The organism is Streptomyces sp. NPDC031225 (assembly GCF_055570355.1).
In genome coordinates this window covers 100,688-114,019 of sequence record NZ_JBVIHJ010000029.1, presented here as the reverse complement: position 1 = coordinate 114,019, position 13,332 = coordinate 100,688, and the positions used below count along the sequence as shown (strand labels likewise).

At 71.8% G+C, this 13,332-nt stretch carries 8 protein-coding genes and 1 pseudogene; 6 read left to right on the top strand and 3 right to left on the bottom strand.

The annotated features are described in order from the left end of the window. The first annotated feature begins 76 nt into the window (after positions 1 to 76). From ACZ48Z_RS37615 to ACZ48Z_RS37605, 3 genes are all read left to right on the top strand, one after another. Positions 77 to 391 (top strand): hypothetical protein, encoded by a 315-nt coding sequence (locus tag ACZ48Z_RS37615; RefSeq protein WP_468740396.1) that lies wholly within the window; start codon positions 77 to 79, stop codon positions 389 to 391. A 214-nt stretch (positions 392 to 605) separates the two neighbouring features. Further along, positions 606 to 896 (top strand): hypothetical protein, encoded by a 291-nt coding sequence (locus ACZ48Z_RS37610; protein WP_468740395.1) that lies wholly within the window; start codon positions 606 to 608, stop codon positions 894 to 896. Positions 897 to 1,346: 450 nt separating this feature from the next. Beyond that, positions 1,347 to 2,561 carry a helix-turn-helix domain-containing protein gene (locus ACZ48Z_RS37605; RefSeq protein WP_468740394.1) on the top strand — a complete coding sequence of 405 codons (1,215 nt, stop codon included), beginning with the start codon at positions 1,347 to 1,349 and terminating at the stop codon, positions 2,559 to 2,561. A gap of 102 nt (positions 2,562 to 2,663) precedes the next feature. Here the strand turns inward: ACZ48Z_RS37605 and ACZ48Z_RS37600 are convergent, their stop codons facing one another. Next, positions 2,664 to 3,590, bottom strand: coding sequence for a hypothetical protein (locus tag ACZ48Z_RS37600; RefSeq protein ID WP_468740393.1), 927 nt, complete (start codon positions 3,588 to 3,590; stop codon positions 2,664 to 2,666). Between the two features lie 500 nt (positions 3,591 to 4,090). Here ACZ48Z_RS37600 and ACZ48Z_RS37595 point away from each other — a divergent pair. After that, a pseudogene (locus ACZ48Z_RS37595) lies at positions 4,091 to 4,991 on the top strand (phosphorothioated DNA-binding restriction endonuclease). Between the two features lie 115 nt (positions 4,992 to 5,106). Further along, entirely contained in the window at positions 5,107 to 5,337 is a 231-nt protein-coding gene (locus tag ACZ48Z_RS37590; RefSeq protein ID WP_468740423.1) for a hypothetical protein, read from the top strand. 17 nt (positions 5,338 to 5,354) lie between these two features. On the opposite strand, the gene mgtA is transcribed toward ACZ48Z_RS37590, so the two are convergent. Further along, positions 5,355 to 8,015 (bottom strand): magnesium-translocating P-type ATPase, encoded by a 2,661-nt coding sequence (gene mgtA / locus ACZ48Z_RS37585; protein WP_468740422.1) that lies wholly within the window; start codon positions 8,013 to 8,015, stop codon positions 5,355 to 5,357. A gap of 475 nt (positions 8,016 to 8,490) precedes the next feature. After that, entirely contained in the window at positions 8,491 to 8,850 is a 360-nt protein-coding gene (locus ACZ48Z_RS37580; RefSeq protein WP_468740392.1) for an ArsR/SmtB family transcription factor, read from the bottom strand. A 354-nt stretch (positions 8,851 to 9,204) separates the two neighbouring features. Between ACZ48Z_RS37580 and ACZ48Z_RS37575 the strand changes: the two genes are divergently transcribed. After that, the gene (locus ACZ48Z_RS37575) at positions 9,205 to 13,176 is read left to right on the top strand and encodes an nSTAND1 domain-containing NTPase (protein ID WP_468740391.1); all 3,972 of its coding nucleotides are present in this window, start codon (positions 9,205 to 9,207) and stop codon (positions 13,174 to 13,176) included. Positions 13,177 to 13,332 lie beyond the last annotated feature (156 nt).

The following is a 13,332-nucleotide window of genomic DNA, read 5'->3' as shown; positions in this document are numbered from 1 at the left end:
GGGCGAGTGAGGCTTGTCTGCGGCGTCGGTTGTAGGTCCGCTCGATCCAGGTCGCTCACTGGGTCATGATCTGTTGATGGATGAGTACGCGTGGCCCACGGGCCCGGACCTGCCGGCCGCAGACGTAGTTCCCGGGCGCTGGGCCGCAACCGTCGCAGCTCTGCCAGTGGGAACCCACATCACTGGAGAGGTCATCGGCCGCCAGCCCTTCGGCGTCTTCATACGTATAGACGGTGTACCCGCGGCTGTGGCCCTGGCCGAGATCACGGCAATGCCGCAGGGGATGGAGCTGCCCGCCCTCGGGGCCTCCGTCGAGGGGGAGGTCTTCTGGCACGCCCACAACCACCAGGTGAGGGTTCGCCTGGAGGAGTGGCGGACGTCTGCCGAGTGATCGTTCCCTGGGCCGTCCCTGGGCCGTGCGAGGGTGCCCGAAGCCGACCGGCGACGACCGACAGTGACAGTCGAGCTACCGCCGTCGACGACGAACCCCCAGGTCACAGCCCCCCGACCAAACGGGTTACCACCCGAGGGTGGACCTCAGGCAAGATGGGGCCCTTCTTTCCGCCGGACAGCGGTGCCGTCCGGCACATCCTGGGGGGACTCCCGTGATCACCGCTGTTTCGGACGGATACGAACCGGCCTACCAGCTCCAGACGAGCCTGCTCACGCTGATCTTTGGCGTAGCGCTCATCAGCGTCGGGCGGATGCTGCGGCGGACCGGACGGCTACCTGCGTATCTCGACTTCGGGCAGAAGGCGTTGGGCTCGCTGGTTCCGCAAGAGGGCAAGAGTGCCGGCGCCAGGAGGCTCGGCTCAGCCGTGATCGGCGTAGGTGGGTTCTTTCTCTTCGGTACCGTCTGCCTCATACTCGGCGCGCTGGGCGTGCTCGGTCCCTGAAGGCGGGCTCAAGGGCCAACTTCAGGTGAGTGTCTAACTGGTGACAACGCCGACAGACAGCGGCGAACAAGCACGGACACCCACGGACTATCGGCGCAGGTGAAAGGCACTCCTGCCCAAGGCAGAGCGACCGCGCAAGTTGCTTCGGGACGAAGAGGTCGTGGGTTCAAATCCCGCCACCCCGACAGTTGGTTCGCAGTTCAGAGGGCCCTCATCGAATCGGTGAGGGCCCTGTGGCGTTGCTGGGTGTTTCGCTGCGCTGGAAGTCTTCCGTGCGTAGTCACCTGCGTGGGCTCGTCGATAGCGCTGACGCAGATCGTGGACTGGGCGTGAACACGAGCGCGCTTCGTGGCCCTGGAACCATCCCAGGCGTATTGGCGTGCAGATACGGGGGGAGCTCCACCGCGACAGGGCTGCGTGGGCCGACACACGGATACGAGTACGGACGACATGGATTCGATCCACGATGACGTAGCGGAGTTCGCGTCGCTGCTGACGTCTCTGAAGGAGCGCGCCGACCGCAGTTACGCGGCGCTGGCCCGCCGACTGGGCATGCATGCCTCCACCCTGCACCGCTACTGCTCCGGAGAAGCAGTCCCGCAGGACTTCGCGGGAGTCGAGCGGTTCGCCGTACTCTGCGGCGCCTCCCCCGCGGAACGCACGGAGCTGCACCGCCGGTGGATCGTGGCGGTTGCGGCACGGCAGCGACCACGTTCGCCCGATGCCCAGCAGGTAGCGACGACCCGCGTCACCACAAGCACCACGGCATCAGCCGGGTCCGCCGAGGTACCGGAACCGACCCCACCAGCGGGCTCGCAGCCCCACACCGGACGCCTCCGACGACGGCCCGTGCGATCGCCGGTGCTGGCGGTCTCGCTTGCCATCGCGCTCGTCGGCATCGCAACTTCCGTTGCCGGAACCCTTTCCGACGGCGGGGCATCACCGGCCTACAGCGGCGGCAGCCCCCAGAACCCGGCGAACGCCGGCACGGCCCCACCGGTTGCCCCCCTCACCTGGACCGCCAACTCCCACACATCGGGACTCGGCGGATGCGGCGAAGACTACGTCGTCGCCAAGCCACCGCGACAGGTCCCACCGCCGCCGCATCCGGAGGACATCGCAGCGTGGGCCACCTCCCAGCGGGCGGTGCACGGGGGCCCCACCGGTGTGCGAATCACGGTGCAGGGCCGCGGCTCCGCGGCCGTCGTCCTGGAGGCTCTGCATGTGCGCGTGGTCAACCGCGTCACCCCCGCCGCCGACCGGGGCATCCTCTACTCCTTGAGCGACGGTTGCGGCGCCGGCATCATCCCCCGCTTCTTCTCCGTTGACCTCGACGCACACCAGCCCCTGGTCCGTTCCATGCCCGGCGACAACGCGGAGGGCACGCCGATCCCCGCGATCGACTTCCCCTACCGCGTGTCCCTGCAGGAACCCGAAGTCCTGGTGGTCTCCTCGCTCAACGAGTCCTGCACCTGCGACTGGTACCTCGACCTCGACTGGTCCTCACAAGGCCGTACCGGCACGGTCCGCATCGACGACCACGGCCACCCCTTCCGCACCACCAGCACCAAAGGGCTGCACGGCTACCGGTACGACCGCTTCTACTACCACCCCGGCCGCTGGGTCCCGATCCCCGCCGCCAACTTGGCGACAACCGGCGACTGACGAAGCAACAGGTCACGCAGACCGCCCAGCCTGTGAGCCACCAGCGCTGCCCGTGCCGCCCCGGCCGAAGCCGGAAGCGGAACAGGCGGAGCGGCCGCGTCGTCAGCGGGCACTCGTCGTGCGGATGTCGGTGACGTCGCCGAACACCGGCTCCAGCTTCACTGCGAGGTTGGTCGTCACCGTCGGCGACTCCCCGCCACCGAAGGCGTGGGTGATGTCGATCTCCCGGCTGTTGGCACCCTCGCTCACCGTCCAGTCCACCGGAGCATTCTGAGCACGCAGGACACCGTCCACCTTGTTCTTCTTCTCCCAGGCCTCCAGCCTCTTGCCGAAGGCGGGTGTCAGGTAGTGCGCCCGCAACGCCTTGACCAGTGTGGAGTCCGGGCCCAAGGGGGCGTCCTTCGCGTCGACGTACGCGCCGAAGAAGTCCGCAACCTGGGTCAGCGATTCACCGGTCCTGCCACTGACCGACCGCCCCGCGGCGGATGCCCTCGCGGAAGCGGTGCTCGTGCTGCGGATGTCGGTGATCTGGCCGGTCGGCTCCTGCTCCACGACGAACCTGGTCGTCGTCGACGGCGACTCCCCGCCGCCGAAGGTCAGGGTGACGACGACCTTGAGGCCGTCGCCGACCTCGCTCACCGTCCACTGCACCGGGACGGTCTGTGCGCGCAGGAGGCCGTCCACCTTGTTCTTCTTCTCCCAGGCCTGCAGCCTCTTGGCGAAGGCGGGCGTCAGGTAATGCGCGCGCAGTGCCTTGACCAGTGCGGTGTCCGGGCCCGCGGCGTCGTCCTTCGCGTCGATGTACGCGCCGTAGAAGTCGGCGACCTGGGTCACCACGTCGCCGTTGAAGCCGCTGATCGACCGCGGCGCAGCGGACGCTTTCGCGGATGTCTTGGCGGGGGCCGGGGCGGAGACGGTGGCCTGTGCCGCCCCCTGCGTCGACACACCGAGTCCGACGGCCAGGACGAGACCGGTGGCGAGGGCCGCACGGCGGCCCGTAAGACGACGGGTGTGGGCGTTGCTGCTCATGTCGGGTCTTCCTTCTTGGTCAGCGGTTAGTTGGTTAGTGGTCGGTGGTGTGGTCCGTCGGGGGCACTGCGGCCTGCGGCCTGTGCCGGCTCTTTCGCCGAATGCGCGCTGACGTGTCGCCGCCTGTCCGATCGGAGTCCGATCCGAGGACGAGGCGGCCTGACTGCCCGAGCGGGCAGCCGAGCACACGGATGCCCGGTACTCAGGCACAGGTGGAGTCGTCACCAGGCTGCCAACGGGACGTTCGAGCCACCCCGGCCGGTGCGACACCCACAGCTTCGAAGACACCGAGGACCCACCGCAAGCACCACCGCCCAACCCGCAACGACGCAACCGTCCCACCCACCCTGAGCTGCGCAAACAGGTACTGCCTGAGACGCCGTCCTGGGATGCTGAAACGCCACCGCGCGCCGCGTGTGCCCCGAGGATCGCGCAGGCCTCCGGCCGGCTGAGCAGGAGGACGGCGTGACGTGTGGCGACGCATCACTACGATCACCGTCATGGACTGGCTGGAGCGTGCCGCGAAGTTGAGGCAGTGGAGCCGGGACGGGGTGCGGGCGCCGCACAAGCCGTTGCTGCTGTACGCGCTGGGCCGTTTTCAGGCGGACGCCGCTGACGAGTTGTCGTACAGCGCGGTGGAGGCGGATCTCAAGCAACTGCTGGTGGAGTACGGACCGTCGCGTGGGACCACGCCCGCCTATCCCTTTCACCATCTGGTCAGCGACGGGGTGTGGGAAGTGCGGACCGGGCACGGCGTCGGCAGTCCGGGCACCGGGGTGCGGGAACTACGGGCCAGTCGGGCCACCGGGCGGCTGGCCCCCGGATCTGCGGGTGGCACTCCGGCGGGAACCGTCGCTGCTGGGCCGTATGGCGAGGGTGCTGCTGGATCTGCACTTCCCGGCGTCGCTGCACCAGGACCTGTGCGACGCGGTGGGCCTGGAACTGGAACTCGCCGAGACCGACGCCCTGGCGGTGCCCGCGAGGCGCCGACGGGACCGGCGGATGCGGGAGATGGTGCTGACCGCGTACGAGTACCAGTGCGCCTTCTGCGGTTACGACGGCATGATCGGCACGACGCCTGTCGGACTGGAGGCCGCGCATGTGCGCTGGTGGGCGTTCGACGGCCCGGACGACGTCGACAACGGACTGTGCCTGTGCTCGCTGCATCACAAGCTCTTCGACAAGGGCGTCCTCGGCATGGGCGACGGCCATCGCATCCTGGTCTCACAGCGCTTCGTCGGCCGCAGCCAAACTGCTCGCGCGCAGGTCACAGCACTCGCCGGCCACTTGCTCACAGGCCCGCAACCCGGCACCCCGTCCATCGCGGCGGCTCACCGCTCCTGGCACACCAAGCAGGTGTTTCGCGGCAGCCCGCGCCCGGCCCCGACCCCGGCCGCCTGATCGCCAGGTCGGTCACCACGGTGGCCATGGATGCGATGTGCCGAATCAGTGATCTGTTTCTCTGATCAGATGATTGCGCAAGCTTTAAACTGTCGGCGTGAAAGCAGCGGAGACAGTGCGGGTGGCGGACGTGACCGGGTGGGAGGTCGCCGTCCTCGACGGTGGGCCGGCCGACGGGATGCGGGTCAAGGTCGCCGACCGGCCCCGGGTGGTGCAGGTGACGTATCCCTGCCAGGCGGACGGCGCGCCGGCCGGGGTGCGGGTCGAGGGGGTCTACGTGTACCGGCTCGACCACGGGGTGACGGACGAGCCACTGCGGTACGGGTTCGACATCGCCTGTCCGTGACGCGGCCCCCGACGCGGTCAGTCGGCGGTTTGCGCAACCCTTGAACGGTGGAGCGTCCGGCGCTCGTAGCGGGCTCTCGCCCTCGGCAGGGCCACGGCGTACAGCGCGAGGACGGCCGCCAGGAGGGCGTAGTACACGGCGGGCAGCGGGGTCAGGCCCAGGACCGGGCCCAGCGGGGACGCGGGGAGCAGCAGGCCGACCCCGGCCAGGGCGGCGGCGGACCAGGTCACCGGGCCCGGCCGTCCGCCACCCCGCCGGCCGAGTGACAGCAGCACCATCACCAGCGCCTGCGTCAGCAGGTTCTCCGTGAACCAGCCCGAGTGGAACAGCGCCTCGTCGTCCCCGGGCCCCCTCAGGGCCAGCGCGAGGACCCCGAACGTCGCCAGGTCGGCCACTGCGTTCAGCGCGCCGAATCCGACGATGAACCGGAGCAGCTCCCGGGGCTCCAGCACGCGCGGGCGGCACAGCGCGGCCGGGGCGGGACGGTCGTACGCGAACGCCAGTTGGGCCGCGTCGAAGCACAGGTTCTGCACGAGGACCTGGGCGGGGAGCATCGGCAGGAAGGGCAGGAGGAGGCCCGCGGAGAGCATCGCGATCACGTTGCCGAGGTTGGACGAGAGCGTGATGCGCAGATACGTGGCGATGTTGCCGCCCGCGTGACGGCCCGCGGCGACCGCGTGGCCGATCGCGGTGAGGTCCTTCCCGGCGAGGACCAGATCCGCGTTCTCCCTGGTCACCCCGGCCGCGTCGGGTGGGGCCACGCCTACGTCGGCGGTCCGCAGCGCGGGCAGGTCGTTGACGCCGTCGCCCAGGAAGCCGACTGTGTGGCCGCCTGCCTGGAGGGCTCGGGTGACGCGGGTCTTGTGGTCGGGGGTGCAGCGGGCGAAGACGGTCGTACGGCGGGCCAGTGCGGTGAGTTCGGGGTCGGTGAGGGTGTCGAGGCGGTCGGCGGTGACGACACCGGCCACCGGCACCCCCAGATCACGGCAGGCCCGGACCGCGGTGCCCGGATGGTCGCCGGTGAGGACCTTGACGGTGACGCCCTGTCCGGCGAGTCCGGCGAGGGCCTCGGCGGCGGTGGGGGCGAGGTCGTCCCGGAGGGTGACCAGGCCGCGGAAGGTGAGGCCGCGTTCGTCGGGGAGGGTCCCCGCGGGGCGTTCGGTGGTGGCCACCGCGAGGACGCGCAGTCCGTCCGCGGCCAGGGCGTCCGCGAGTTCGCGCAGTCGGGTGCGTTCGTCTTCGGGGAGGGAACAGCGGAGCAGTACGGCGTCCACCGCTCCCTTCGTGATCAGGGTGTGCGTGCCGAGCCGGCCGGGGGTGCGGACGACGACGGTGGCCAGGCGGCGGGCCGGGTCGAAGGGGACGGCCGTGACGCCGTCGTACGCCATGACCGCGTCGTCGTCGGCGGCGGCGAGCAGCGCCTCGTCCAGGGCGTCGGGGGCCGGCAGGTCGGCGAGCTGGAGGGACCACCAGGCGGCGGCCGCCGCCCAGCGCAGCACGCCGGGGTCGTCGTGGCCGTCGGCGTCCAGCGCGCGGTCCACGACCGGGCGGTCCTGGGTGAGGGTGCCGGTCTTGTCGACGCACAGGACGTCCATGGCGCCGATGTCGTGCAGGGCGGGGAGCCGTCGGACGATGACGCCGTGGGTGCGGGCGAGGAGGGCGGCGCCGCGGGCCAGGCAGGCGGTGACGAGGACCGGCAGCATCTCGGGGGTCAGCCCGACCGCCACCGCGACGGCGAAGGGGAGGGTCTCCAGGCCGCGGCCGCGGAGGGCGGCGTTCGCCATGAGCACCAGGGGCGGGGTCAGCAGGGCGAAGCGGATCAGAATCCAGGAGACGCCCTGGACGGAACGTTCGAAGGCGGTGGCGGGGGGTTTTCCGGTACGGCGGTGAGCCGTGGCGAAGAGGGTGCCGGCGCCGGTCGCGGTGACTACGGCGGTGGCGTTGCCGGAGGCGACACTGCTGCCCTGGAAGCAGAGCCGGGGGTGCGCGAGGACACCCTTGGCGGTCGTGTCGTCGTTCCCGTCGGCGTCATCCGTGTCGGCGTCCGCGGACTTCTCCACCGGTGCCGACTCTCCGGTGAGCGCGGCCTGGTGGACCGTCAGTCCGGTCGAACGCAGCAGTCGTACGTCCGCGGGGATCAGGTCGCCCGGGACGAGCCGTACGACGTCGCCGGGGACGAGTTCCTCGACCGGGATCTCCCGGCTGACCGGTGGCGTGTCGTCGTGGGCCCGGCGCTGGACGGTGACCGTGTGGGCCACCAGTCGGCGCAGTCCCGCCGTGGAGCGTCCGGCACGGTGTTCGCCGGAGGCGCGCAGCACGCAGCTCACGACGACCAGCAGGAGGATCACCGAGGCGGTGCCCCAGGCGAGCACCGCGGCCGACACCAGTCCCAGGCAGAGCAGCACAGCGGTGAACGGCTCGCGCAGGCTGCGGGCGAACAGCCGGGGCCAGGAGGGGGCCCGGCCGTCCGGAACCACGTTCGCCCCGCACCGCGCCAACCGCTCCCCGGCCTGCGCCTCGGTCAGCCCTCGCGGACCGCTGCCCAGCTGGCGGAACACCTCCAGGAGACCGGCGGCGGAGGAAACAGCCTGGTCAGGGCCGGTGGCGGGAGGGGCCGTGCCGGATCCGCGGCGGGGGGCGGACGGGTCGGCGCCGACCGCAGCGGGGACGACCCGCAGGACCGGAGCAGGAGGGGGATCGGACGGCGTCCCACTCGGAACGACCAACGCGGGCAGCGACTCGGCCGGGGCGGCGGGGTCGCCCAGGGGCCCTGTCGGAACGACAAGCCCGGGCGCCGACTCGGCCGCCAGGACGCCGGGCGCAGGCGACGGCCCGGACGGAACCGTCGCCCCGGACGGAACCGTCGCCCCGGACGAAATCGTCGGCCCAGACGGAACTGTCGGCCCGGACGAAATCGTCGGCCCAGTCTCCGAGCGACCCGGGACGGCCCGCGCAGACGTCGGTGAAGCCGGATCAGCGAGCGCGGCGGGAGTCGTCCCCGCCGGAGCCGAGCCCGAACCCGGACCCGAACCCGGAGCCGAACCCGGACCCGAACCCGGACCCGCACCCCCACCCGCACCCGCACCCGCACCCGGAGCCGAATCCGCAGGCGCCTCAGCCGACCGGCCCACCGGTTCCCGCGCCTCCGGCTCCTCAGGCACCGGCCTCGCGCAGTCGGTCCGTCGGTGTGGTGGAGGTCTCGCGGGCCGTGAGCTGGCCGACCATGACGCGGACCACGGTCACGATGTCGGGGTCGTCGACGTAGTAGACCTGGCGTCGGCCCTCGCGGCGGGCGCGGACGAGGCCGGCGAGTTTCAGTTTCGCCAGGTGCTGGCTGACCGCGGGCAGTGCGCCGCCGACGCGGTCGGCGAGGTGGGTGACATCGCTCTCGCCCTGGGACAGGGCCCACATGATGTGCAGCCGGGCGGCGGAGGCGAGGAGTCCGAACGCGGCGGCCGCCTCGGCGAGCACGTCCGCCGACGGGTCCTGGAAAGCGCCGACGACCTTCGCCACAGTCCGCTCCGTTCCGTCCTCCGCCGCATGTGTCCGGCCCAGTGTAGGGCGGCACGGTGATCGTCCCGCTTCGTCCGGTACCGGTCCCTCCCCTCGTGGGGACCGGTACCGGAGGAAGCGGTGGACCGTGGACGGAATCTGACCGAGAACGTTCGGCGCGCTGGGTGGCACACAGGGGGCCGGACTGATGGCCTGTGATGGCGTGGCAGGTGGCCGCGCCATGGACTCATGATCCTGCCAGGCAGGGGCCCACAGAGGGGGTCCCGGTCTTGGAGACAATGCGTCGCCGCAGGTCAGCCGTATAAAGTGAGTTTTCCGGTCCGGATTACCGCGAGGGAAGTAAGGGGTGGAACCTTGAGTTCCGACTCAGGGGCACGCACAGCCTTCGCGGAACGTCTCGCCCTGTTGTACCGGGAGGCCGGAAATCCGCCACTCAAGCGGGTGTCGGAGGGAGTCGGCCGGCTCCAGCGTGTCGACGAACGGGGGCGGCCCGTCCGGGTGTCCGCGCAGCGGATCAGCGACTGGCGGCGGGCCCGGAACGTACCCGCTCAGTTCACCGCGCTGACCGCCGTGCTGCACATCCTCATTCCCGAGGCGCGGCGCATCAGTCCCACCCCTGTCGTGCCCGGACTGTACGACCTGGGGCAGTGGCAGCGGCTGTGGGAGCGCGCGGTGTCGCCGGAGGAGGACGAAGGTCCCCCGGCCGACGCCACATCCGCGACGACGGCCGGGGTCTGCCCGTACCGCGGTCTGGCCTCCTACCGGCGTGAGGACGCCCGCTGGTTCTTCGGCCGGGAGCGAAGCGCGGAGGCACTGGTCAAGCTGCTGCGTTCGGCGGCCGAGTCCGGTACGGGCGGGCTGGTGATGCTCGTGGGCGCCTCGGGCGCGGGCAAGTCCTCGCTGCTCGACGCCGGTCTGGTGACCGCCCTGGAGGCGGGCGCGCTGGGCGGTGACGCCGAGAACGGCGGCCACACGATCCTCCAGCTCGTGCCGGGTACCGATCCGATGACGGAACTGACCCGTCGTATACCCGAATTGGAAACCGCCCTTTCCGGTATAGAAGGTGACGTACCCGACCGTCCTCCCGAATTCGCCTCCGCCGTGCGGGAAGCGGTCGCCTCGTGGGCTCGGCACGAGGCCGCCGCCGCCCGGCCGGTGGTGATCGTGGACCAGTTCGAGGAGGTGTTCACGCTCTGCTCGGACGAGACGGCCCGGCGTACGTTCGTCCGGCTGCTGCACGCCGCGTGCACACCGGAGGGGCCGGACACGCCCGCGCCCGCCCTCGTGCTCCTCGGTATCCGCGCCGACTTCTACGAGCGCTGCCTGGACCACCCCGAGCTGGCCGACGCGCTCCAGCACCGGCACATGGTGCTCGGGCCGCTGACCGGCGGGGAGCTGCGCGAGGCCGTGACCGGTCCGGCCCGGGCCGTGGGTCTGGAGCTGGAGCCGGGGCTGGCCGAGCTGATCGTCCGGGAGGTGAGCGCCGGCGGTCCGCGCGGAGCGCACGACGCGGGTGTGCTGCCGCTGCTCTCGCACGCCCTCCTCGCGACCTGGCAGCGCCGCAAGGCGGGCCGGCTGACCCTGGCGGGCTATCGCGCGGCCGGCGGTATCCACGGCGCGGTCGCGGCGACCGCCGAGCGGGCCTGGACGGCGCTGGACCCGGCGGCGCGCACGGCGGCCCGGCTGCTGCTGCTGCGCCTGGTGCGCCTCGGCGAGGACACCCAGGCCACCCGCAGGCGCGGCACCCGGCGTCAGCTGGCCGCGGAGTCGACGGCCCCGGACAAGACGGAGGAGTCCCTGGAGGCGCTGGTGCGCGCCCGCCTGGTGACCCTGGACGCGGAGACCGTGGAGATCACCCACGAGGCCCTGCTGACGGCGTGGCCGCGGCTACGCGCGTGGATCGAGGAGGACCGCAGCGACCATCTGCTGCGCCAGCGGATCGAGGAGGACGGCCGGTCCTGGGAGGGTTCTCACCGCGACTCCTCGCTGCTGTACCGGGGGTCGCGGCTGGAGCAGGCGCGCACCTGGGCGAAGTCCGCCGGGGACACCTTGCTGACCCGCAGCGCGGTGGAGTTCCTGGCCGCCTCGGTCCGGATGCGCCGCCGTACCGTCCTGATCGCCCGGGGCGCGGTGTCGGCGCTGGTCGTCCTCGCGATGGTGGCCGTCGGGTCCGCGGTGGTGGCCTGGCAGCAGCGCAACGACGCGGTGTTCGAGCAGGTCGTCGCGGAGGCCGACCGCGTCCAGTACACGGATCCGTCGCTGTCCGCCCGGATCGACCTGGTCGCGCACGGCCTCAGGCCCGACGACGAGGGCACCAACACCCGGCTGATCTCCATCGTCAACGCACCGCTCGCCACCCCGCTCACCGGCCACACCGGCGCCGTCTACCTCACCTCGTTCAGCCGGGACGGCAAGCTCCTCGCCACCGCAAGCTACGACAGGACCGTCCGCCTGTGGGACGTCAGCGACCGCAGTCACCCCGAGGCGCTGGGCAAGCCTCTCGTCGGCGGCGCGAGCTGGGTGAGCAGCGCCGTGTTCAGCCCGGACGGCAGGACCCTGGCCAGTGCCGGGGACGACGGGACGATCCGGCGGTGGGACATCACCGACCCGCGCCACCCGAAGCCCCTCGGCGCTCCCCTGGCCGGGCACCGCGGCACGATCTACCTGATCGCGTTCAGCCCGGACGGGCGCACGCTGGCCTCCGCCGGCGAGGACCGCGCCGTACGGCTGTGGAACATGCGTGACGCGAACGAGCCGCCCCGCACGCTGACCGGTTCCGGTGCCGCCGTGCGTTCCGTGGCATGGAGTCCGGACGGGCACATGCTCGCGGCCGGTGGTGACGACGACACGGTCCGGCTGTGGGACACCACGGATCCGCGGCGGCCGACGGCGTACGACCGGGTGCTGACCGGGCACACCGGCCTGGTGCACTCGGTCGCCTTCAGCCCGGACGGGACCGTGCTCGCCAGCGGCAGCGCGGACGACAGCGTCAGGCTGTGGGACGTGGCCGATCCGGCCGACCCCGGTCCCCTCGGCTCGCCGCTCACCGGGCACACCGGTCCCGTCTGGTCCGTGGCCTTCAGTCCCGGCGGCACGATGCTGGCCGCCGCCAGCGCGGACAGCACGGCGAGCCTGTGGAACGTGAGCGATCCGGAGTACCCCTCACAGGTCGGCGAGCCGCTCGCCGGAAGCAGCGGTGAGATGTACGCGCTGGGCTTCAGCCCCGACGGCCGTACGCTCGCGACCGGCAGCGGCGACAGCAAGGTGCGCCTGTGGTCGATCCCCACCTCGGACATGGTCGGCGGCAGCGGGGCGTTCCGTCCGGACGGCGAGGTGCTCGCCACGGCCACGCGCGACGGCCGGATCCGGCTGTGGGACGTCCGGGACCCCACCCGGCCGGTGCTGCTGAGCAGGCCGTTCCTGCCCGGGGACACCGGCAGGCGCGCCCAGGTGTTCTCGCCCGACGGCCACACGCTCGCGGTGACCACGGGCGGGCAGTCCGTGCGCCTGTGGAACGTCACCGACCCGGCCCACCCGGCCCCCTACGGCTCCCCCATCGAGCTGCGCACCCGGTTCATGGGCCCCGACGCGCTGGCGTACAGCCCGGACGGGAAGACCCTGGCCACCGCCTACACCGACCGCACCCTGCGGCTGTGGGACGTCGGCGACCCGGCGCATCCGCGGCCGCTCGGCGCGCCCCTCACCGGCCACAAGGGCTACATCAACGCCCTCGCCTTCAGCCCGGACGGCACCACCCTGGCAAGCGGCAGCGCGGACGGCACGATCCGGCTGTGGAAGCTCGGGGCCACCCGTCCGCCCGTCGCCCTCGGCAGGCCGCTCACCGGGCACACCGGTCCGGTCAACGTGCTCGCCTACAGTCCGGACGGCACCACCCTGGCCGGCGGCGGTGACGACGACACGGTCCGGCTGTGGGACGTGTCCGACCCGGCCGAAGCCCGCCGGGCGGGCGCCGCGCTCACCGGTCACACCGAGGCGGTCGTGTCGCTGACGTACCGCAGGGACGGGCGCACCCTGGCCAGCGGCGGCAACGACAACACGGTCCGGCTGTGGGACGTGTCCGACCCGGCAAAGGGCCGCAGTATCGGACAGTCGATGAGCCCCAACGCCAAGACCGGCAACTTCCTCTCCTTCAGCCCCAACAGCCGCATGCTCGGGGTGTCCAGCGGCTCCGACACCGTCCGCCTGTGGGACCTCGACGTCGACGACGCGATCAGCCACATCTGCGCCGCGACCGGGAACGTCCTGACCCGCGAGGAGTGGGAGAAGTACCTGCCGCGGCTCTCGTACGATCCGCCGTGCGACTGACCCGCGCGACGTGATCCCGCTCACAACTTCTCACCACAGCCGAGCCGTCCGCTCCCGCTCTCCGGACAGCCTTGTTAGTCTTGGCCACAGCCCGACCGCTGGTGCATCCCCCGTCGCCAGCGGTCGGGCGTTTCCGTGCCTGGTCCTGCCCGCCCC

Bases quoted from the DNA above. Each gene is read 5' to 3' on its own strand.
- ACZ48Z_RS37615 (WP_468740396.1), top strand. From the start codon at position 77: ATGGATGAGTACGCGTGGCCCACGGGCCCGGACCTGCCGGCCGCAGAC.
- ACZ48Z_RS37605 (WP_468740394.1), top strand. From the start codon at position 1,347: ATGGATTCGATCCACGATGACGTAGCGGAGTTCGCGTCGCTGCTGACG.
- ACZ48Z_RS37600 (WP_468740393.1), bottom strand. From the start codon at position 3,590: ATGAGCAGCAACGCCCACACCCGTCGTCTTACGGGCCGCCGTGCGGCC.